Source organism: Gandjariella thermophila (assembly GCF_005405885.1).
Taxonomy (GTDB): domain Bacteria; phylum Actinomycetota; class Actinomycetes; order Mycobacteriales; family Pseudonocardiaceae; genus Gandjariella; species Gandjariella thermophila.
Genome location: NZ_BJFL01000032.1, coordinates 23,300 through 44,570 on the forward strand (window position 1 = coordinate 23,300; position 21,271 = coordinate 44,570).

General features: G+C 72.9%; 20 protein-coding genes. 8 read left to right on the top strand and 12 right to left on the bottom strand.

Annotation, left to right across the window (positions count from 1 at the left end; translation table 11 throughout):
• Window positions 1-114: 114 nt before the first annotated feature.
• From FFT21_RS22870 to FFT21_RS22880, 3 genes are all read right to left on the bottom strand, one after another.
• Entirely contained in the window at window positions 115-375 is a 261-nt protein-coding gene (locus tag FFT21_RS22870; RefSeq protein ID WP_137815991.1) for a DUF3039 domain-containing protein, read from the bottom strand.
• Between the two features lie 64 nt (window positions 376-439).
• A complete protein-coding gene (locus tag FFT21_RS22875) occupies window positions 440-757 on the bottom strand; it encodes a DUF3099 domain-containing protein (RefSeq protein WP_137815992.1) in 318 nt (105 codons plus the stop codon).
• A gap of 169 nt (window positions 758-926) precedes the next feature.
• The gene (locus FFT21_RS22880; RefSeq protein ID WP_137815993.1) at window positions 927-2,210 is read right to left on the bottom strand and encodes an amidohydrolase; all 1,284 of its coding nucleotides are present in this window, start codon (window positions 2,208-2,210) and stop codon (window positions 927-929) included.
• A 197-nt stretch (window positions 2,211-2,407) separates the two neighbouring features.
• Here FFT21_RS22880 and FFT21_RS22885 point away from each other — a divergent pair, with 197 nt between their 5' ends.
• The 5 genes from FFT21_RS22885 (at window position 2,408) to FFT21_RS22905 (ending at window position 9,327) form a co-directional block, all read left to right on the top strand.
• Window positions 2,408-3,958 carry a PucR family transcriptional regulator gene (locus tag FFT21_RS22885; RefSeq protein ID WP_137815994.1) on the top strand — a complete coding sequence of 517 codons (1,551 nt, stop codon included), beginning with the start codon at window positions 2,408-2,410 and terminating at the stop codon, window positions 3,956-3,958.
• A 55-nt stretch (window positions 3,959-4,013) separates the two neighbouring features.
• Window positions 4,014-5,531: a DUF7782 domain-containing protein gene (locus tag FFT21_RS22890; RefSeq protein WP_137816023.1), complete on the top strand. Its 1,518-nt coding sequence runs from the start codon at window positions 4,014-4,016 to the stop codon at window positions 5,529-5,531.
• Between the two features lie 64 nt (window positions 5,532-5,595).
• Window positions 5,596-6,021, top strand: coding sequence for a D-aminoacyl-tRNA deacylase (gene dtd, locus FFT21_RS22895; RefSeq protein ID WP_137815995.1), 426 nt, complete (start codon window positions 5,596-5,598; stop codon window positions 6,019-6,021).
• A 308-nt stretch (window positions 6,022-6,329) separates the two neighbouring features.
• On the top strand, window positions 6,330-7,301 hold the full coding sequence (locus tag FFT21_RS22900; protein ID WP_137815996.1) for a sigma-70 family RNA polymerase sigma factor: 972 nt from the start codon (window positions 6,330-6,332) through the stop codon (window positions 7,299-7,301).
• 361 nt (window positions 7,302-7,662) lie between these two features.
• The gene (locus FFT21_RS22905) at window positions 7,663-9,327 is read left to right on the top strand and encodes a fumarate hydratase (RefSeq protein ID WP_137815997.1); all 1,665 of its coding nucleotides are present in this window, start codon (window positions 7,663-7,665) and stop codon (window positions 9,325-9,327) included.
• Window positions 9,328-9,379: 52 nt separating this feature from the next.
• Here FFT21_RS22905 and FFT21_RS22910 read toward each other — a convergent pair whose 3' ends face one another.
• The 8 genes from FFT21_RS22910 to FFT21_RS22945 all read right to left on the bottom strand — a co-directional run bounded on the left by FFT21_RS22910 (window position 9,380) and on the right by FFT21_RS22945 (window position 17,166).
• The gene (locus FFT21_RS22910; RefSeq protein WP_137815998.1) at window positions 9,380-9,673 is read right to left on the bottom strand and encodes a hypothetical protein; all 294 of its coding nucleotides are present in this window, start codon (window positions 9,671-9,673) and stop codon (window positions 9,380-9,382) included.
• 383 nt (window positions 9,674-10,056) lie between these two features.
• Window positions 10,057-10,503, bottom strand: a complete 447-nt coding sequence (locus tag FFT21_RS22915) for a hypothetical protein (RefSeq protein WP_225978660.1) — start codon at window positions 10,501-10,503, stop codon at window positions 10,057-10,059.
• A gap of 158 nt (window positions 10,504-10,661) precedes the next feature.
• A complete protein-coding gene (locus FFT21_RS22920) occupies window positions 10,662-11,825 on the bottom strand; it encodes a hypothetical protein (RefSeq protein WP_137815999.1) in 1,164 nt (387 codons plus the stop codon).
• On the bottom strand, window positions 11,819-13,078 hold the full coding sequence (locus tag FFT21_RS22925) for a glucarate dehydratase family protein (protein ID WP_137816000.1): 1,260 nt from the start codon (window positions 13,076-13,078) through the stop codon (window positions 11,819-11,821). Before FFT21_RS22925 ends, FFT21_RS22920 begins: the two co-directional genes overlap by 7 nt.
• Entirely contained in the window at window positions 13,075-13,986 is a 912-nt protein-coding gene (locus FFT21_RS22930) for a 5-dehydro-4-deoxyglucarate dehydratase (RefSeq protein ID WP_137816001.1), read from the bottom strand. Before FFT21_RS22930 ends, FFT21_RS22925 begins: the two co-directional genes overlap by 4 nt.
• A 23-nt stretch (window positions 13,987-14,009) precedes the next feature.
• Window positions 14,010-14,879, bottom strand: a complete 870-nt coding sequence (locus tag FFT21_RS22935; RefSeq protein WP_137816002.1) for a carbohydrate ABC transporter permease — start codon at window positions 14,877-14,879, stop codon at window positions 14,010-14,012.
• Window positions 14,876-15,754, bottom strand: coding sequence for a carbohydrate ABC transporter permease (locus FFT21_RS22940; RefSeq protein ID WP_225978661.1), 879 nt, complete (start codon window positions 15,752-15,754; stop codon window positions 14,876-14,878). Before FFT21_RS22940 ends, FFT21_RS22935 begins: the two co-directional genes overlap by 4 nt.
• A gap of 86 nt (window positions 15,755-15,840) precedes the next feature.
• Window positions 15,841-17,166 (bottom strand): ABC transporter substrate-binding protein, encoded by a 1,326-nt coding sequence (locus tag FFT21_RS22945; protein WP_192909698.1) that lies wholly within the window; start codon window positions 17,164-17,166, stop codon window positions 15,841-15,843.
• A 165-nt stretch (window positions 17,167-17,331) separates the two neighbouring features.
• Here FFT21_RS22945 and FFT21_RS22950 point away from each other — a divergent pair, with 165 nt between their 5' ends.
• The 3 genes from FFT21_RS22950 (at window position 17,332) to FFT21_RS22960 (ending at window position 20,594) form a co-directional block, all read left to right on the top strand.
• Window positions 17,332-18,195, top strand: coding sequence for an IclR family transcriptional regulator (locus FFT21_RS22950; RefSeq protein WP_225978662.1), 864 nt, complete (start codon window positions 17,332-17,334; stop codon window positions 18,193-18,195).
• A gap of 72 nt (window positions 18,196-18,267) precedes the next feature.
• A complete protein-coding gene (locus tag FFT21_RS22955; protein ID WP_137816004.1) occupies window positions 18,268-19,092 on the top strand; it encodes an NAD-dependent epimerase/dehydratase family protein in 825 nt (274 codons plus the stop codon).
• Entirely contained in the window at window positions 19,089-20,594 is a 1,506-nt protein-coding gene (locus FFT21_RS22960) for an aldehyde dehydrogenase (NADP(+)) (RefSeq protein ID WP_137816005.1), read from the top strand. Before FFT21_RS22955 ends, FFT21_RS22960 begins: the two co-directional genes overlap by 4 nt.
• A gap of 279 nt (window positions 20,595-20,873) precedes the next feature.
• Here the strand turns inward: FFT21_RS22960 and FFT21_RS22965 are convergent, their stop codons facing one another.
• Window positions 20,874-21,191, bottom strand: coding sequence for a hypothetical protein (locus FFT21_RS22965; RefSeq protein WP_137816006.1), 318 nt, complete (start codon window positions 21,189-21,191; stop codon window positions 20,874-20,876).
• Between the last annotated feature and the right edge of the window lie 80 nt (window positions 21,192-21,271).

Genomic DNA, 21,271 nt, shown 5'->3' on the forward strand with positions numbered 1-21,271 from the left:
TGCGGACCTGGGGCAGCATCTCGACCGGGTACGGACGCAGCCCGCCGGACAGGCGCGGGACAGCCACGGGACAAGCCGCGTCGGCCCGGCATCTCACGGAACCGTTTGCGCAGGTCAGCTATCGCCGTCGCCGCCGGGTGGCAGCATCTCGTAGATCCGCTTGCACTCGGGGCAGACCGGAGAACCCGGCTTGGGTGAGCGGGTCACCGGGAACACCTCGCCGCACAGCGCCACCACGTGCGTGCCCATGACCGCGCTTTCCGCGATCTTGTTCTTCCGCACGTAGTGGAACATCTTCGGGGTGTCGTCCCCGGTGCGGTCGGTGCCCTCGGGACGAGTGTCGACGTCGGGCAACGTCTGGGTCGGAGAGCTCATGGGTCCATGATGCCGCACACACCCTCGGGCCCACGAGCGATCCACCGCACCCACGGGTGGCGGCTCATTCCCCGATGACGTGGTGTTCCCGCGCCTCCAGTTCCCGCGCCCGCAGCCGGAACCGGTTGACCTTCTCGGACCTGCGTGGCGGCCGGTCGTTGGCGATCAGCACCGCCATCCACGGCAACGGCACCGACAGCAGCACGAACAGCACCGCCAGCCACCACGTCTGGTAGAACACGCCGGCCAGGATCAGGCACGGGATACGCAACGCCATCATGATCGCGTACTTGCGCCGCCGCGCCGCATGCTGGTCGTCGAAGGAGGGCGCCGCCTCGGTGATCAGGACCGGGGTGCCGTCCCGCTGCCCGGCGCCTTTCACGACACCACCTCCGCCTCGGACGTCTGTGCCTGTTCCCGAACGCGCGCCGCGATCACGTGCCCGTCATCGCGGGTCAGTCCAGTCCCGGAACAGGCTGACGGGTCCATCGTCCCACCACGAGGCGACATCCGACAGCACGGATTCGGCTTCGATCGCCAAGTCGCCCTCGTCAGGCCCGGGCCCGGTCCCCAGGCCCGTCGCGCAACCAGGCCAGCGCGGCCGCCACCAGCGCTCGCACCCCGGTGGCGATGGTCGGGTGCGGCACCGGCGCGAAGTGCGGCGAGTGGTTCGACGGCACGTCGGTCTCCAGTCGCCCGGTGGCCTCGGCCTCGGCGAACGCGGCGGCGTCGATGCCGCCGACGAACCAGAACACCGAGGGAGCCCCGCACGCGTCGCCGAGCACCCCGAAGTCCTCGCTACCGGTGGCGAGCGGCGCCTCGACCACCCGGTCCGCCCCGAAGTGGTCGGTGAACGCGGCCGTCAACCGGAGGGTCGCCGGCTCGTCGTTCACGGTGATCGGGAAGGAGTTCGTGACGGTGATCTCCGGCTCGCGCGGCGCCCCGGAGGCCGTGGCCTCGGCCCGCACGATCCGCTCCACCGCGGCCAGCGCCCGGCGGCGGACCTGCTGGTCGAAGCTGCGCACGTTGACCCGCAGCTCGGCCTCGGACGGGATGACGTTGTCCTGGGTGCCCGCGTTGATCGCGCCCACGGTGACCACGGCCGCGTCGGTGGCCGCGATTTCCCGGGACACGACCGTCTGCAGCCGCAGCACGGTGGCCGCCGCCATCACCACCGGATCCACCGTGGTCTCCGGCCGCGACCCGTGCCCGCCCCGGCCGAACAGCCGGACCAGCACCGAGTCGCTGGCCGCCATGATGGTGCCGGCCCGGCACAGCACCATGCCCGCCGGTGCCGGCGCGACGTGCTGGCCCAGTACCACGTCCGGCACGCCGACCAGCTCGAACAGCCCGTCGTCGACCATGGCCTGCGCGCCGCCGCCGAACTCCTCGGCCGGCTGGAACACCACGGCCACGCTGCCCCGCCAGTCCGCCCGTGCCGCGGCGAGCAGCCTCGCGGCGCCGAGCAGCCAGGTGACGTGCATGTCGTGGCCGCAGGCGTGCATCACCGGCACCCGGCGGCCGTCCCCGTCGATCGCGGTGGCCGTGCTCGCATAGGGCAGCCCGGTCAACTCCGCGACGGGCAGCGCGTCCATGTCGGCGCGCAGCAGCACCGTGGGCCCCGGCCCGTTGTCGAGCACCCCCACCACCCCGGTCCCGCCCACCCCGGTGGTCACCCGGTAGTCGAGCCCCGCCAGCCGCTCGGCCACCCGCGCGGCGGTGCGGATCTCCTGGTAGGACAGCTCCGGGTGGCGGTGCAGGTCGACGTAACACTCCTCCAGGTCACCGAGCATGCCGTCCAGCCCGCCGAGTACCCCGTCCGCCAACCCCGTCATGGTCTCTCCTTCGTGGCCGCGAGCCTGCGACTCCCACCGACGGGCCGCCGATCGTCACGCTGGCAGCGTCCTCCAGGGTGCGCGCGTCACGCGCGCGTGGCATCCCGGCGCCGCAGACGGGTCCGGCCAAAGCCCTGCGTGACGGTCGGTGGCTACGATCGGCGCGATGGCGGTTCCTCCTGGTCGGCGAGGTTCGCGTGGTCACCCTTGACCGGCTGGTCGACGTGCTGGGCAGCCTCGGCACGCACCTGTGTTGCGCCCCGCGTGGCCGGGCGGTGGAGCTACGCGGCGTCGCCCTGCACGATCCGGCGGAACCCGCGCCCGCCGCCGCCGACGACGTGCTGCTCGGCCTGGGCATCGGCTCGGTGAGCGGGGCGGCCCGGCTGGTCGGCGAGACCCAGGCGGCCGCGGTGCTGCTGCACGGCCAACCCCCGCTGGACGAGCGGGTGTGCGCAGCCGCCCGCCGCTCCGGGGCCGCCGTGCTGCTGGTGGAGCGGGACGTGCCGTGGGCGCAGGTGGCGAGCGCGGTGCAAACCCTGGTGCTCGGCGGTCACCAGTTCTCCACCGAGGCGCCCGGCGACCTGTTCGCGCTGGCCGACGCGATCGCCGCGGTAGTCGGCGGCCCGGTCACCATCGAGGACCAGCAGTCCCGGGTGCTGGCCTACTCCTACCGCCAGCAGAACGTGGACCCGGCCCGGATCAGCACGATCATGGGTCGCCGGGTGCCCGAGGACGTGCGCCGGGCCCAGGAGGATTACGGCGTGTTCCGGCACCTGGCCTGCTCGGACCAGCCGCTGTTCGTGCCGCAGCTCACCGAGGCCCTGGGCGCCCGATTGGTCGCCGCGGTAAGGGCCGGGCGGGAACTGCTCGGCTCGGTGTGGGTGGAGGTGGACGAGCCGGTCAGCGAGCAGCGGGCGGCCGCGCTGGTGGACGGCGCGCGCACCGCCGCGCTGCACCTGCTGCGCGCCAGGGCGTCCAGCGACCTGGAACGGCAGGTGGAGGCCGACCTGGTGATCAGCCTGCTGGACGCGGCGCCGGGCGCGTCGGCCGCGCTGACCCGGCTGGGGTTGCCCGCGACCGATCTGCGGGTGATCGCCGTGCAGGCGCACGCCGGCGAGAGCGAGCACGGCGCCGCGCTGCTCGCCTTCCAGCGGGCCACCGCCGGGTTCGGCTGGTCCCGGCCAGGCCGCAGCGCCCTGTTCGGCAACGTGCTCTACACCGTGCTGCCCTGCGGCGACGACCCCGAACCGGCCCGGACGTGGGTGCTGTCGCTGGCCCGGGAGCTGCCCGCCGAGGCGGAGCTGCGGGCCGGCGTCGGCGGTCCCGCCGACGCCGCCGAGCTGCCCACGTCCCGGCGGGAGGCGGACGAGTGCCTGGCCCTGCACGCGGCCGAGGACGCCGGCGCCGCCCCCGTGGTCTACGACGAGTCCTGGTCGCGGGTGCTGCTGCGGCGGCTGGTCGCCGCGGCCGACGCGGGGCGGGTGCCGACCAGGGGCCCGGTAGCCGACCTGATCGCGCACGACGTCGCGTACGGCACCCGGTACGCGGCCACGCTGCGGGCCTGGCTGGACGCGCAGGGCGACGTGCGGGCCGCTGCCGCCGCGCTGTCCGTACACCCGAACACGCTGCGCTACCGGCTGAACCGGATGGCCGAGGTCACCGCGCTGCCCCTGGACCGGGCGCGGGACCGGCTGGCCATGGCGCTCGCGCTGGCGGTGGCCGAACTCCGCGGCGAGTTGCCCGGCTGACCGCCGCCCGTCACGGAGAGCGAACCCGGCCCGGGCGTGCAAGCATTCTCCCGTGCTGCCGGATCTTTCCGCGGATGTCTGCGCCCGCCTCCGGGACGCCTTCCGCGCCGCCCGCTACGACGCCGACGGGGTGGTCGACCTGCTCGGCCCGCACGCGCACGCCGCGCTCGGCCGCGGCGAGCCGGAGCCGGCCTCGCGGGCCACCAGGGACGCGGGCGAGCTGGGCACGCTGATGCGGCTGTTCCTGCTCGGCGACACCGAACCGGAGCCGGCCGTGCGGGCCGCGCTGCACCCGCTCGGCGTGGAGGACGCGGTGCGGGCCGGGTTGCTGCGCCGGAACGGGGACGGCTACCTGGCCGCGCTGGACGTGCGGCCGCACGGCGACGAGCAGGGTTCCTGGTGGGTCGTCTCGGACCTGGACCCGGAGCCGCGGCGCGGCCGGGGCGAGCTGGGCGAGGTCCCGCCGGACTACGTGCTCGGCGTCGGCCACGCCTCGATGAGCCTGATCCGGGCCACCGCGCGACGGCCCGTGGGCACGCTGCTGGATCTGGGCACCGGCTGCGGGGTGCAGGCGCTGCACGCCAGCCGGCACGCCGCGCGGATCACCGCGACCGACGTGTCCGAGCGGGCGCTCACCCTGGCCGAGGCCACCTTCCGGCTCAACGAGCTGGACGTGGAGACGCGCCGCGGCGAGTGGTTCACGCCGGTGGCCGGCCGCCGGTTCGACCAGGTGGTCACCAATCCGCCGTTCGTGGTCGGCCCGCCGCGGGTGGACTACGTGTACCGGGACTCCGGGCTGGCCGGGGACGACGCGAGCGCGCTGGTCATCCGGCAGCTCCCGGCGTTCCTCACCGACGGCGGGGTGGGCCAGTTGCTCGCGTCCTGGCTGCACGTGCGCGGCCAGGACTGGGCCGACCGGGTGACCCGGTGGCTGCCGCCGGGCGGTGGGGTGGATGCCTGGTTCGTGCAGCGGGACATCGCCGACCCGGCGATGTACGTGGGCACCTGGCTGCGCGACGCCGGCGTGGACCCGGTCTCCCCCGAGGGCCGGCGCAAGGCGGCGGCCTGGCTGGACTGGTTCGCCGAGCAGAAGGTGGACGGCATCGGTTTCGGGTTCGTCACGCTGCGCCGCACCGGCGCCACCGGCGGCGAGGTGGTGTGCGAGGACCTGCGGCACGCCTACGACGACCCGCTCGGCCCGGAGACCGCCGGCTGGCTGGACCGGGTCGCCTGGCTGCGCGACCACGGCGCCCCGGACGAGTTGCTCGCCACCCGGTTCGTGGTGCCGCCCAGCGTGATGCTGGAGGAGGTGTCCTCCGCCGGTGACGAGGGGTGGCGCCCGGTGGTGCGCCGGCTGCACCGGATGGACGGCCCCGGCTGGCAGCACGAGGTGGACGACCTGGTCGCCGCACTGCTGGCCGGGTGCCGCGGCGCGCTGCCCCTGACCGACCTGCTGGCGCTGCTCGCCGCCGGGCATGACGCGCCGACCGAGGAGTTGGCGCGCACCGCGGTTCCGGTGATCCGGGAGCTGGTCCGGCACGGCATGCTGCTGCCCGCCCCGCTCGCCGGCTGATCCCGGCGGTGCGCGACCCTGAAGAGCCGCCGGGGTGTGGCGCACGGTGAGGAGGGCGACGGGGATGCGAGCGGTGGCCGCGCGGGTGAGCCGGGCCAGCGTCCGGGTGGACGGCGAGGTCGTCGGGGCGATCGACGAGCCGGGGCTGCTGGTGCTGCTCGGCGTGCACCGGGACGACACGGTGGAGCAGGCGGAGACCATCGCGCGGAAGCTGCACGAGCTGCGCATCCTGCGGGACGAGCAGTCCTGCGCCACGGCCGGGGCGCCACTCCTCGTGGTCAGCCAGTTCACGCTGTACGGGGACACCCGCAAGGGCCGCCGGCCGTCCTGGACCCAGGCCGCCCGGCCGGAGCAGGCCGAGCCGCTGGTGGAGGCCGTGGTGAAGGCGCTGCGGGCACGCGGCGCGCGGGTGCGGACCGGGCGGTTCGGCGCGATGATGGCGGTGGAGAGCGTCAACGACGGCCCGTTCACGGTGCTGGTCGAGGTGTGACCGCCGGCTCCGGCCGAAGCCGGAACCTCCACACGCGGGACACCCGAGCGGCCGGACGTTTTCCGTCTCAGCAAACACTCAGCTCTTCTCAGGTGATCCTCAGTTTCTGACCGCAACCGCTGTGACCGCTGCAACGTCTTGCTGGGTGAGGAACTCGGGAACGAATTCGGAATCGCACTCGTTCCCCACAGTGTCCAGCCCGAAGGCGGCGGGTATCCCCTCCTGGATGGCCCCGCCGTAAGGCTCGCCGCGCAGCGCCGCGCCGGTGTGTGACGCGCCCGCACGCCCGCGACAGGGGAGGGAGCACCATGACCGTCCCGCAGAATTATGACCCGGAGGTCACCGCCGAGGCTGATCTCGACGCTCAGGGGCCCGCCGCCGACCTGGTACGGGTCTACCTGAACGGGATCGGCCGGACAGCCCTGCTCACCGCGGCGGAGGAGGTCGACCTCGCCAAGCGGATCGAGGCAGGGGTGTTCGCCCAGCACATGCTGGAGACGGCGAAGCGCCTCTCCCCCAAGCGTCGCGACGAGCTGGAGCAACTCGTCCGCGACGGCCAAGCGGCCAAGAACCACCTGCTGGAGGCGAACCTTCGGCTGGTCGTTTCACTCGCGAAGCGTTACACCGGTCGGGGAATGCCGCTGTTGGACCTGATCCAGGAAGGCAACCTGGGTTTGATCCGCGCGGTCGAGAAGTTCGACTACACCAAGGGCTACAAGTTCTCGACTTACGCCACCTGGTGGATCAGGCAGGCCATCACCCGCGGAATGGCGGATCAGGGCCGGACCATCCGGCTTCCGGTGCATCTGGTGGAACAGGTCAACAAGCTGGCGCGGGTGAAGCGGGACCTGCACCAGCAGCTCGGGCGCGAGGCCACCCACGAGGAGCTGGCCAGGGAGTGCGGCCTGCCGGCGTCGAAGGTGGCCGACCTGCTGGACCACGCGCGGGACCCGGTGAGCCTGGACATGCCGGTGGGCACCGACGAGGACGCTCCCCTGGGCGACTTCATCGAGGATGGCGAGGCCACGGACGCGGAGAGCGCGGTGATCTCCGGGTTGCTCCAGGACGACCTGCAGCGGGTGCTGGCCACGCTCGACGAGCGCGAGCAGGCGGTGATCCGGCTGCGGTACGGCCTGGAGGACGGTCAGCCCAAGACGCTGGACCAGATCGGTAAGCGGTTCGGCCTGTCGCGGGAGCGCGTGCGGCAGATCGAGCGCGAGGTGATGGCGAAGCTCCGGCAGGGCGACCGGGCGGAGCGGCTGCGCGCGTACGCGAGCTGACGAGGCCGCTGGACCATTCGGCCCAGCGAAGTAGTTCCGTTCGGCCGCATTGACTTGTGTCGCGGGTCACGGCACGGTCTTTGGCGGACAGACGACGCGACGCGGGCTACCCATCACGCTCCGTGGTCGCCTTCCCCGGGAGGTCGGGACGGTCGGGGGCCGGCCCGGCCTCCCGACATGTTCGGGGTCGCTCCGGCCGTCGCGGGACCGGTTGGACGGGTCGGCCTTGTGGCGGTCGCGGCCCGGCGGGTCGCCGCCGTCGGCGGCCCGGACAGGGATCACATCTCGCCTTCCGTGGCGTGCCGGCCGGCGCGGGGTACCGTCCTTCCGTACCTGACCGCGTGCGAGGGAGCCCGCGAACGTGACCGCCACGACCACGACGTTCCAGTACACCGACGTGCTGCCGATCGGCCCGGACAACCACACGGAGTACCGGTTGGTCTCGCCGGACGGCGTTCGACTCGTCTCCGCGGCGGGACGGCAGTTCCTGGAGATCGAACCGGCCGCCCTGAGCCGGCTCGCCACCGAGGCGATCAGGGACATCCAGCACCTGCTGCGCCCCTCGCACCTGGCCCAGCTCCGGGCGATCGTGGACGACCCGGAGGCCAGCCCCAACGACCGGTTCGTGGCCACCGACCTGCTGCGCAACGCCTGCATCTCGGCCGGCGGCGTGCTGCCGATGTGCCAGGACACCGGCACCGCCATCGTCATCGGCAAGCGCACCGAGACGGTGCTCACCGGCGGCGCCGACGAGCAGGCGCTCTCCCGCGGCATCTTCGACGCCTACCAGCAGCTCAACCTGCGCTACTCGCAGATGGCGCCGCTGAACTTCTGGGAGGAGCGCAACACCGGCACCAACCTGCCCGCCCAGATCGAGCTGTACGCGGCCGGCGGCACCGAGCCGCGCTACGACTTCCTGTTCCTCGCCAAGGGCGGCGGTAGCGCCAACAAGACGTTCCTGTATCAGGAGACCAAGGCGGTGCTGAACCCGAGCCGGCTGGCGCGGTTCCTGGACGAGAAGCTGCGCTCGCTGGGCACCGCGGCGTGCCCGCCGTACCACCTGGCGATCGTGGTCGGCGGCATGTCCGCCGAGTACAACCTCAAGGTGGCCAAGCTGGCCTCGGCGCGCTACCTGGACACCCTGCCCACCGAGGGTTCCCCGCTCGGGCACGGCTTCCGGGACGTCGACCTCGAGCAGCAGGTGCTCGAGATGACCCGCCAGTTCGGCATCGGCGCGCAGTTCGGCGGCAAGTACTTCTGCCACGACGTGCGGGTGATCCGGCTGCCCCGGCACGGGGCGTCCTGCCCGGTGGGCATCGCGGTGTCCTGCTCGGCCGACCGGCAGGCCAAGGCGAAGATCACCCCGGAGGGGGTGTTCCTGGAGCAGCTCGAGCGGGACCCGGCCCGGTTCCTGCCCGAGGTGCACGACGAGCAGCTCTCCGACGACGTGGTGCCGATCGACCTGACCCGGCCGATGGACGAGATCCGGGCGACGCTGTCCAGGCTGCCCGTGAAGACCCGGCTGTCGCTGACCGGCCCGCTCGTGGTGGCCAGGGACATCGCGCACGCGAAGATCAAGGAGCGGCTGGACGCCGGCGAGCCGATGCCGCGGTACCTGCGCGACCACCCGGTTTACTACGCGGGCCCCGCGAAGACCCCGGACGGCTACGCCTCCGGCTCGTTCGGGCCCACCACGGCCGGCCGGATGGACTCCTACGTGGAGCAGTTCCAGGCCGCCGGCGGGTCGCTGGTGATGCTGGCCAAGGGCAACCGGTCCCGCCAGGTGGTCGAGGCGTGCCGGAAGCACGGCGGGTTCTACCTCGGCTCGATCGGCGGCCCGGCGGCCCGGCTGGCCCAGGACTGCATCCGGAAGGTCGACGTGCTCGAGTACCCGGAGCTAGGCATGGAGGCCGTGTGGAAGATCGAGGTGGAGAACTTCCCGGCCTTCGTGGTGGTCGACGACAAGGGCAACGACTTCTTCGCCGAGTCCGGCCAGCCGACCCTGCAGATCTCCTTCCGCCGCTGACCCGACCCGTCCCGCCGCCCGCCGCTGGTGTGCCGGCGGGCGGCGGCCCGCGTCACCGGGTCTCGCTGCGGGAGGTCAGTACCACGGTCCGGTCGCCGAGCGGCGCGGCCAGGGCGGCGGTGACGGACACCTGCCGGACGTAGTGCGGGCAGAACTGGTGTGTGGTGGTGGTGCTCACCAGCACCAGCCGCACCTGCTGCGGGTTCTGGTCGACCACGTCGAGGCGCAGCGTGGTGCAGCCGGTCTGCTCCTCCTGTATGCCGACGGTCCGCCCGCCGTCCGCGGTCCACACCCCGGTGCGCTCCGCCGGCGGTAGGCCGTTGGCGTCCACCCGATCGGCCGGCACCGGGCTTCCCCCGGCGGCCGGTGGGACGCCGGGGGGAGCGGGAGCGCCGGTGCCTACCGGCGGCGGGATCGGCGCGGGGCTCGTCCCGGTGCCGGGCGGGGCGCTCGGGATTCCGGTGCCCGGCGCACCGGTGCCGGGCGCGCCGGTCGGCCCGGCGCCCGGTATCCCGGACGGCCCGCAGCCCGCAGCCAGGACCAGTAGCGCACCCGCGGCAAGCACTGTCCAACGTCTCATGCCGGAAGGACGGAGCGGACGGCGCCGAGGTTGTCCGCGGCGCCGGCTCGGCGCCGTGCCGCCGGCACGCGGGGCGGTGCCCCGCCGGGGGCCGGCGGGGCACCTGGGGGAGGGGACATGGCTCACGGGTCCGGTTCCGGAAAGGGCTGTCAGACCTTGTCGGTGCGGGATTGGAGGACGACGGTGCGGCTGCCGAGCGGCTGGTCCAGCCGCACGGTCAGCGGCGGGTAACGGAGGTCCATCGTGCACGGCCGGTCCACCTTGGGCACCGTCTCCACGAAAACGATCCGCACCGTGGTGGCGCTCTGCTCGGCGAGGTCGGCGCGGACCTTGCCGCAGCCACCCTCCTGACCGTACGCGACAAGGGTGCGGCCGTCGCCCTCGGTCCACACCTTCCTCGGGTACTCGGCGGGGAGTGCGGCGGCGTTCACCTGGCTCTGCGTGACGGGCACGCCACCGTTGGGCGCCGGGGGTACCGCCGCCGGCGTCGAGCTGCTCGACGGAGGAGCGACCGGCAGTTGGGCTCCCGGGCCGACCTGGCCGCCCTGCCTGCCGCCGCAGGCACCGACCAGCACGGCGAGCAGCACGGCTGCCACGCCGGCCAGGATGCCCGCGCGGCACTTCCCCGGCGCGCCACCGGCCGTGCGGGTGCCTGGTCGGCGGGAGCGAAACCGCGTGACGTCCACATCATGCCTGAGGCGTCTCATGCCGAAAGGACGCGACCGGGGCGCCCCGGGGTTGCACGCCGCGGCCGTTACCCGGACAGCGAGGCGCCGATACCGGCGACCGCGTCGCGCATCGCGACCAGCTGGGCGGGCTCGGCCAGCCCGGCGTGGTACAGGTGGAACTCGGCGACACCCGCGTCGGCGTAGCGGCGCATCTCGGCCAGCAGTGCCGCGCCGTCCGCCGGGCGCGGCGGCAGGGCGAGCAGGTAGCCGGCGAGGCGCGCGTCCGGGCCGGCCACCGCGCGCAGCGCGCGCAGGCCGGGCAGGCTCTGCTCCGGCCCGGTCCAGCAGGTCGCGGTGAGCACGTCCACCTGGGCGTCCACCGCGGGTGCAACGGTGGCGAACGGCCCGGTGGCCCACGGGTCGGCGCTGGCGTGCAGCACGATCCGCGTGTCGGGCGCCAGCCGGCGGATCTCGCCGACCAGGAGCCGGCGCAGGTCCCCGGCAAGCCCGGTGCGCACCGCGGAAACCGCCGGGGTGAGCGTGCCGAGCGCGGCCGCCACGTCCGTGGCCCCACCGTCCACTCCGGACCGGATCGCGGCGCGCAGCTCGGCCACGTCGATCCCGGCGCCCGCGTACCGCGCCGCGCAGCCGGCGCAGCAGCACAGGGACAGCAACTTCTGCTGGGCCGGGGTCCATTCGGCGCCGTCGGTCTTCTCGTGGTGCCCGCCGTGCACGAAGCCGAGCGGCCCGCACGCCTCCAGCACCATTCCGTCCGGCTGTCCGATGTGGATGATCTCGCCGACCAGCGTGGCGCAGTACTCGGCCACGTCGCCGTTGGCCGGGCACAGCGCGTACGGGTAGCGGTCACCGAAGGCGTTGCGCACGGTCAGCTCCGGGTGCGCCACGCCCAGCCGGCTCGAGTGCGTGAGCACCGTCCACGCGTACACCGGCAACCCGGCGGCGCGCAGCGCCGAGGCGGCCGCGCCGAACGGGTCCGGACCGTCCACCCAGGACGGTGCGGCGGGGACCAGCCGCCGGCCCCGCCACGCCTCCTCGCGCACGGGCAGGTAGAACGCGGCGTGCCGGGCGTCCACCACGCGGTGCGCCGGGTGCAGCGGGGTGGCGGCCCGCACGGTGTGGTAGGACGCGGCGAGCGCCACCGCGTCCACGCCGAGCCCGGCGATCCGCTCCGCGGCGGCCGGGTCGCCGACCAGGTCCCACGGGTAGGCATGCGCCACCGTGCTTACCACCGCGGCCGTTTCCTCGCGTAGCTCGGGTCCACGGTGCGCATGTACCCGGTGTCGTCCCGGGTGCGCACCCCGCAGGTGCGGTAGTTCTCCGCCAGCCGGGCCAGGGTGTCCCGGTCCAGTTCGACGCCGAGGCCGGGCGTGGTGGGCACCGGCACCGCGCCGCCGGTGAAGGTCAGCGCGCCGGGCCGGACCACGTCGTCCGCGCGGTTCCACGGGTAGTGCGTGTCGCAGGCGTAGTCCAGGTTCGGGGTGGCGGCGGCCAGGTGGGTCATCGCGGCCAGGCTGATGCCCAGGTGCGAGTTGGAGTGCATGGACAGCCCGATGCCGAAGGTGCGGCAGATCGCGGCAAGCTCGTGGGAGCGGTGCAGCCCGCCCCAGTAGTGGTGGTCGGAGAGCACGACCTGCACCGCGTTCCGGGCGACCGCGGGCGGCAGGTGCTCGAAGGCGACCACGCACATGTTGGTGGCCAGCGGCATCGGGGTGCGCCTGGCGACCTCGGCCATGCCCTCGATGGTGGGTGTCGGGTCCTCCAGGTACTCCAGCACCCCGTCCAGCGCCTCGGCCACCTTGACCGACGTCTCGACCGTCCATGCCGCGTTGGGGTCCAGCCGCAGCGGGTGGTTCGGGAAGGCGTCCCGGAGCGCGTGGATGGCTTCGATCTCCTGCTCCGGCGAGAACACCCCGCCCTTGAGCTTGATCGAGCCGAATCCGTATCGCTCCACCATGGCCCGGGCCTGGGCGACGATGCCGTCCGGGCCCAGCGCCTCGCCCCAGGTGTCCGGTTCGGCACCGGGGTGGCCGGCCCACTTGTAGAACAGGTACGCGCTGTACGGCACGGCGTCCCGGACCGCGCCGCCGAGCAGGTCGCACACCGGCCGGCCGAGCGCTTTGCCCCGGATGTCCAGGCAGGCCACCTCGAACGGGGAGAACACCCGGTCCACCGTGCCGGCAGCGGTGATCTGCCCGGTCAGCCCGTGCATGTCGTGCCCGGTGGCGCCGCCCAGGGCCGCGGCGACCCGCGCGTGCATGGCGTTGCCGGCGAACACGTCCAGCCCGACCAGGTGCGGCGCGACGGCGCGCAGCCGGTCCAGGTGTTCCTGGTCGCCGTAGGTCTCGCCGAGGCCGCTGATGCCCTCGTCGGTGTGCACCTCGACGATGGTGCGCAGCGCCCACGGCTCGTGCACGCCGGCGGAGTTGAGCAGCGGCGGGTCGGCGAAGGCCACCGGCGTGAGCACAACGTCCCGGATCTTCATGCGTGGTCCTCCACGAGTCGCAGGCCGCGGGCGATCAGGCGGTCCAGCTCGGCCAGGTGTGCCGGGGTGGGATCGATCAGCGGCGGGCGGACCCCGCCGACGTCCAGGCCGCGCAGCCGGACCCCGGCCTTGACCAGCGAGACGGCGTAGCCGGGCACGGTGTCCCGCAGCTCGACCAGCGGTCGGTAGAACTCGGTGAGCAGCCGCTCGGTGGTGGCGGTGTCGCCAGCGGTCACCGCGCGGTAGAAGGCCAGGGACACCTCGGGGACGAAGCAGAACGCCGCCGACGAGTACAGCTCGACGCCGATGCCCCGGTAGGCCGGCACGGTCATCTCGGCGGTGGGCAGGCCGTTGAAGAACGGGAACGGGCCGCCGACGCGGTCGCGGACGGCGAGCACGATGCGCTGCATCAGGTCGAGGTCGCCCAGCCCGTCCTTGAAGCCGACCACGCCGGGCAGTTCGGCCACCTCGGCCGCGGTGTCCGGGGTGAACACGGCGTTGGTGCGCTGGTAGACGATGGCCGGCAGGCTGGTCCGCCCGGTCACCGCGGTCACCCAGCGGACCAGCCCGGCGGGCGGGCTGGCCACCAGGTACGGCGGGAGCAGCAGCAGGCCGTCGGCGCCGGCCCGTTCCGCGGCCTCGGCGAACCGCACCGCCAGCGGCAGCGCCCCGCCGGCACCGGCGAACACCGGCACCCGGCCGGCGGTGGCCTCCACCGCCACCCGCACCGCCCGCTCGAACTCCGCCGGCTCCAGCGCGTGGAACTCCCCCGTCCCGCAGGCCACGAACACCCCGCCCGGCCCGGCGGACACGCCGTGCTTGACGTGCTCGGCGAGCGCGTCCTCGGCCAGCTCACCCGCCGCGTCGAACGGCGTCACCGGGAAGAACAGCACCCCGTCGAATCGCATACCCGATATCCCCGTCCCGGCGATCATCCCTTGATCGCCCCCGTGGTGATCCCCGCGAGGAACGACTTCTGCAGCGAGAGGTAGACCAGCAGGCTGGGCAGCAACGCCAGCAGCGCGCCGGCCAGCACCACGCCGGGACCGACCTGGTCGTCGGAACGCAGCGAGGCCAGCGCCACGGTCAGCGTGAACCCGGAAGGGTCGGTGGCCACGATCAGCGGCAGCAGGTACTGCTCCCAGATCATGGTGAAGCCGAACACCGCGATCACCCCGAGCGCCGGCCGGCACAGCGGCAGCACGATGCGCGCGAAGATCCGCAGCTCGCCCGCGCCGTCCACCCGGGCGGCCTCCTCCAGCTCGACCGGGATCTCCTTCATGAACTCCGTCATGACGAAGATGGCGAACCCCCAGGCGCCGAGCGGCAGGATCACACCGAGCAGGGTGCCGCGCAGGTTGGCGTGTACCACCGGCACGTCCCCGAGGACCAGCGATAGCGGGATCGCGATGACCTCCTCGGGCAGCATCATGGTGGTCAGGATGGCCAGCAGCACCAGCGCCTGGCCGCGGAACCGCTTGCGCGCCAGCGCGTACGCGGCGAACACGCTCACCGCGACCTGCAGCAGCAGCGCTCCCCCGGCCACGATCAGCGAGTTGGCCAGGTAGTGCCAGATGCCCCTGGCGCCGGCCACCCGGAAGTTCACCAGCGAGGGGTGGCCGGGCAGCAGGGACAGCCGGGTCGGGTCGATGGTGTTGTCGAAGGCGCCGGAGAACACGGTGACCAGCGGGCCGCAGAACACCAGCACCGCCACCGCGCACAGCAGCGCCCGGCCGGCCACCGTGACCCGGCCTGCCGACCAGCCCAGCGCGGTGTCGCACCGCTTCGCCGCGCCGCTCACCGGACCGTCGCCTCCCGCCGGCCGCGGTAGATCCGGATGATCACCGTGAGCAGGAAGGTGACCAGGAAGAGGACCACCGAGCCCGCCGAGGCCACCCCCAGTTCGTTGCGCTCGAAGCCCAGCGAGTAGATGCGGGTCATCCACACGTCCGTGGACCCCGCCGGGCCACCGCCGGTGAGCACGTAGACCTCGGTGAACACGCGCAGCCCCCGGATCGCGGCGAGGGTGAGCAGGATGGTCACCACCGGCCGCAGCGCGGGCAGGGTGACGTGCCGCAGCCGCTGGCCCACGGTGGCGCCGTCGATCGCGGCGGCCTCGTAGAGCTGCCGGTCGATCCCGGCCAGCCCGGCGAGGATGAGCACCATGTCGTACGGCGCGCCCTTCCAGATGCCGACCGCCATCACCGACCACAGCGCGGTGTCCGGGCTGTCCAGGAACGGCCACGGGCCCAACCCCACCCAGGACAGCAGCGAGTTGAGGAACCCGTTCGGCGCCGGGTAGTACAGCAGCCGCCAGATCTCGCCGATCACCGCGGTGGCCGCGACCACCGGAAGGAACACCGCGGAGCGCACGAACCACAGCGACCGGGCGTGGCCCTCCAGCAGTACGGCGAGCGCGAACCCGATCAGCATGGAGCCGAGCGTGGTGCCGGCGGCGAGCAGCAGGGTGTGCCCGACCGCGTCCTGGAACCGGGGATCGGTGAGCACCGTGCGGTAGTTGGCCAGGCCCACCCACTCGTCACCGAGGTAGGGCCGCACGTCGTACAGGCTCAGCCGGATGCCCTCGCCCATCGGCACGAACTTGAACAGCGCGAACAGCACCAGCGCCGGCACCAGGAACAGCCACGGCGTGAGGGTTCCCGTGAGGCGGCGCACGAGGCGCCGCCTCACGGGGTGGGTGTCGACGGCGCCGCCGCCTTGAGCCGTCGATCCCACGCCGGGAGTGTCGAGGGTGGTGCTGGTCACTGCGTGATCCCCTGGTCGCGCAGTTGCTGCCGCAGGCTGGTGGCCAGCTTGCCCAGCTCACCCGACACGTCGGTGGTGCAGGTGGCGAAGATCTTGTTCAGTGCCTCCGAGGTCTGCTGCCGGAAGGGTTGGAAGTTCGGCACGTTCGGGAAGGTGCGGGACGCGATGGCGTACTGCTGCGTGGTCAGGTCCCAGCGCGGGTCCTGGTAGACGGCGTGTACGTCGACGTTCTTGTTGACCGGCAGCCGGACCACGGGCTGCGGGTCGCCCCGCATGCCCATCCGCTGCGCCTCGGGGCTGATCAGGAACTCGGCGAGCTTCTTCTGGTCGGCGGGCCGGGCCGAGCCGGCCATCAGGTAGATGTCGTCGCCCTCGCCGAGCACCGTGGTGCCGGCCGGGCCGGCCGGGGCGGGCACCACCTCGTACCTGTCCTTGCCCAGGGACTTGTCGAACCGGCCGAACATGTACGGCCCGGTGAGGTAGATGCCGGCCTTGCCGCCCTCGAAGTAGGGGTGGGCGTCGTTGGTGCCCAGGGTCAGCGCTCCCGGGTTGACCACCCTGCTGTCGCAGAACAGCCCGCGCAGCCACTGCACGGCCCGGGTGGTGGCCGGCGAGTCGACCGCGACGGTGTACCGGCCGCCGCCGGCGTCGGCGAGGATGTCGCCGCCGCCCTGCCACAGGTAGGAGGAGGCCCACCAGGCGAGGTAGCCGCGGTCGGTGGTGCCCGGTACGAGCATGCCGTAGGTGTCGGGCTTGCCGTCGCCGTCCGGGTCTCCGGTGGTGAACGCCTTGGCCAGGTTGACCAGGTCGTCCCAGGTCTTCGGCACCGGCAGGCCCAGCTTCTCCCGCCAGTCCCTGCGGATCAGCGTCATCATCGCCTGGGTGGAGAACGGCACGCCGTAGTACCTGCCATCCGAGCCGCGCACGTTGTCCCAGGCCCGGTCGACCACGTCGGTGCCGCCGGCGATGGCGTTCCGGTCCACCTGGGTGGCCAGGCCCTGGGTGCGGAACACGCCGACCGAGCCGGAGTCGGTGATCACGATGTCGGGCAGCTTGCGGGCGGAGGCGCGCTGCTGGATCTGCTTGTCGAAGTCGGTGAAGACCGGTTTGTAGGTGATCTGGATGCCGGTCTTCGCGGTGAAGTCGGCGAAGATCTTCTGGTAGACCTTGGCGGTCGTGTCCGTGCTCCGCGTCCACACCTCCAGCGGAGCGTGCGGGTCCTTCTGCGCCGCCGGGTTGGTGCTGGCGCAGCCGGTGACCATGGCCACCGCACCGAGGACCGCCAGGGCGGAGGCAAGCGAACGGGAGAACCAGCCGCCCATGTGACCCCACTCCTCCGGCATTTCATATATGTGAACTTGTATCATCCTTGTGAACGACTGCGCAGGACTGTAAGAATCGGCACACGGGCTGTCAAGAGCGGATCGCCGCGCGGTGCCGAGCGGAGCCGAGGCGGCGAGCCTGGGCGGACGAGCAAGGAGGACCAGGTGGCTGAACCGGTGCGGGCGGAGTTGACCGAGCAGGCGGCTGCCGGTGGCACGCCGCCGTCCGTGGCCGCCGGGGAGACGCCGGCCGTCTCGGGCGCGCCGGCCCGCCCGGCGGCGGTGAAGTCGGCGGACCGGACGATCGAACTGCTCGAGGTGCTGTCCCGGTCGGACCGCCCGATGACCCTCACCGACCTGCACCGGGCGCTCAACTACCCCAAGTCCAGCCTGTACATGCTGCTGCAGACGCTGGTCAGCCGGGGCTGGGTGGAGATGGACCCGCAGCGGTCCAGCTACGGCATCGGGGTCCGCGCGCTGCTCGTCGGCACCTCCTACCTCGACCACGACCCGGTGGTGCGGGTGGCGATCCGGGTGATGGAGCAGCTCCGCAAGGATGTCAACGAGACCGTGCACCTGGCCCGACTGGACGGCTCCGACGTGGTCTACCTGGCCAGCCGGGAGTCCGAGCACCACCTGCGGGTGGTGTCCCGGGTCGGCCGGCGGTTGCCCGCGCACGCCACCTCGCTGGGCAAGGCGCTGCTCGCCGAGCGCGACCCCGAGGAGGTCGACGCGCTGCTGCCGGAGCGGCTCGACCCGCTCACCCCGAACACCGTCACCGACCGCGCCGCGCTGCACGACCAGCTCACCCGGTTCCGCGCGCAGGGCTACGCGCACGAGCGCGAGGAGAACACGCCCGGCCTCGGCTGCTTCGCCGTCGCGCTGCCCTACCGCACCCCGGTGATCGACGCGCTGAGCTGCTCGGTACCGGTCGCCCGGCTGGACGGCGAGCACGAGCGGCAGATCGTCGCCGCGCTGCTGGACGCCGCGCGCACCATCACCGACCTGCTCCGCCAGCTTGCCCGCTGACCGCCGGGGTCACCGGGAAGCCGGCGCGTGGCCGCGACCGGCCACCCGCCCAACGCAGGAGGGTTCCGAGACGTGACCGCACGCATCCTGATCACCGGTGCCGCCGGCGGCGTGGGAACGCTGATGCGCCCGCGCCTCGCCCGAGCGGACCGGGTGCTGCGCCTGCTCGACATCGCCGCGGTGCCACCCGCCGCGGACGGGGAGCGGGTCGAGACGGTGCAGGCGTCGATCACCGACATGGCCGCCATGGAAGGCGCATGCTCCGATGTGGACGCGGTGATCCACCTCGGCGGGCACAGCCTGGAGCGGCCGTGGCCGGACATGCTGGAGACCAACATCAACGGCACCTACACGGTGCTGGAGGCGGCCCGGCGGCGCGGCGTCCGCCGGGTGGTGCTGGCCAGCTCCAACCACGCCGTCGGCTTCGTGCCACGGGTGGAGGGCCAGCGGGCGAGCGACTATCTCTTCCCCCGGCCGGACACCTACTACGGGGTGAGCAAGGTGGCTGTGGAGGCGCTGGGCAGCCTGTACGCCGACCGGTACGGCATGGAGATCATCTGCATCCGGATCGGTTCGTGCTTCGAGCGTCCCAAGGACGTGCGGATGCTGGCGACCTGGCTGTCCCCGGACGACGGCGCCCGACTGTTCGAGGCGTGCCTGGCCGCGCCGGCACCGGGGTTCCGGATCGTCTGGGGCGTGTCGGACAACACACGTCGGTGGTTTTCCCTGCGGGAGGCCCGGGCACTCGGGTACGAGCCGCAGGACGACGCCGAGCGGTTCGCGGCCGAGATTCTGGGCGAGCGCGGCGTGCCCGACCCCGCCGATCCGGCGCTGCGTTACCTTGGCGGCGTCTGGTGCGGTCCGGACTTCGACACCGCGGTGAAGGAGTGTCAATGACCGTGCAGGGATACGACCCGAGGACGGGGCAGCCGGTCGGCGACCCGGTGGAGTCCACTTCGGACGACGGGGTGGACGCGGTCTGCCGTGCCGCCGCCGAGGCGGCCGGCCCGTGGTCGGCCCGCTCGGCCGCCGAACGCGCCACCATGCTGAACCGCGTGGCCGACGCGCTGGACGACGCGGCGGACGCGCTGATCGCGGTCGCGGACACCGAGACAGCGCTCGGCCGGCCCCGGCTGACCACCGAACTGAAGCGCACCACCAACCAGCTCCGGCTGTTCGGCGAGGTGCTGCACGAGGGCAGCTACGTCGAGGCCACCATCGACTCGCCGAATCCGGACATCGTCCCGCCGCGCCCGGACCTGCGGCGCATGCTGCAGCCGCTCGGCCCGGTTGGGGTGTTCTCCGCGAGCAACTTCCCGTTCGCGTTCTCCGTAGCCGGTGGGGACACCGCGTCCGCGCTCGCCGCCGGCTGCCCGGTGGTGGTCAAGGCGCACCCTTCGCACCCCGGCACCTCTCAGGACACCGCCGACGTGGTGGCGAACGCGCTACGGGCGGCCGGCGCTGCGGACGGCGTGTTCGGCATCGTGCACGGCGTCGAGGCCGGCAAGCGGCTGGTGCGGCACCCTTCGATCAAGGCGGTCGGCTTCACCGGTTCATTCAGCGGCGGCAGGGCGCTGTTCGAGCTGGCCAACTCCCGGCCGGAGCCGATCCCGTTCTACGGCGAGCTGGGCAGCATCAACCCGTGCGTGGTGCTGCCGGACGCCGCCGCCAGGCGCGCCGGCGAGATCGCCGCCGGCTACGCCCAGTCGCTGACCATGGGCGTCGGCCAGTTCTGCACCAACCCCGGCCTGCTGTTCGCCCCGCCGTCACTGGTGGACACGCTGGCCGAGGCGGTGCGCGGCAGCAGCGGCGGACCCATGCTGGCCGAGCGGATCCGGGACGCCTACCAGTCCGGTGTGGACAGTCTGGGCTCCAGCGACCTGGTCGAGCTGGTGGCCACCGGCGCGCAGCCGGACGGCGGCTGGTCCGCGACACCGCGGCTGTTCCGGGTGGACGCGGACACCTTCGTGGCGAACCTGGAGAAGCTGACCGAGGAGTGCTTTGGACCGGCCGGCATCGTGGTCACCTACGACGAGCCGGAGACCCTGCTGGACGTGCTCGGCCGGCTGAACGGCACGCTCACCGGCAGCGTGCACGCCGAGCCGATCGAGCACGACCTCGCCGGGCGGGTGGCCGAGCGGCTGCGCCGGATCGCCGGGCGGCTGATCTACAACGCCTGGCCGACCGGCGTCGCGGTGGCCTGGGCGATGCACCACGGCGGACCGTGGCCGGCCACCACCAACCCGCTGCACACCTCGGTGGGCGCCACCTCGATCCGCCGCTGGCTGATCCCGGTCAGCTACCAGTCCTGGCCGCAGGAACTGCTCCCGCCGGAGCTGCGGGACAGCAACCCGCTGGGCATCCCCCGCCGCCGCGACGGCGTGCTCGGCAGCCGCTGAACGTCGGGCCGCACCGGTCGCGCCCGGCGGGCGGTGGCCGCCGGGCGCGACCGGTGCGGCGCGGTCCGGGCCCGGCCTAACGGGCCTCGAGTGTCAGAGGCCGGTGTCCCGGCCCGTCCCGTAGCACACGTTGCATTTGCGGGTTCCGCGGCAGATCACGCAACCGCCGGTGCCGCCGTTGTTCTTTCCGGTGCCGCCGCACAGGTAGCACCTTCCACTGCCGCGGCACATGCTGCATTTGCCGGCCATGCCGACCCTCCTCAGTGCTGGAACAGGCTGTCAGTGACCTGTGTTCGCTCCACCGACTCTGGTGACGCGCCGGACCGCGCGCCCGTGGTCGTCGGTGATCGCCCGCCACGGGGACCTCGGCATCTTCATGACCAGCCAGAACAGCAACACCGCCGGCCACACGAACATCTTCGCCAGGGTCAACGCGAAATACGGGATATTCGGCAGCAGGAACTCGCGCCAGTCGACTCCCTCCCGGGATTTCAGCTCACCGAAGCCGGCTCGCTGAAGATAGACGAGCCCGCTCGTGACAATTCCGGCCAGGTACACAAGGCCGAGTACCGTCCCAATTCCCACGCGTGCCACCACTTCGGGAGGATCCACCGACGACCGGTGAGGTTGCCGACGTTCTTGCGCTCTACATCGGGCGCGAACGAGACCTCGTGACG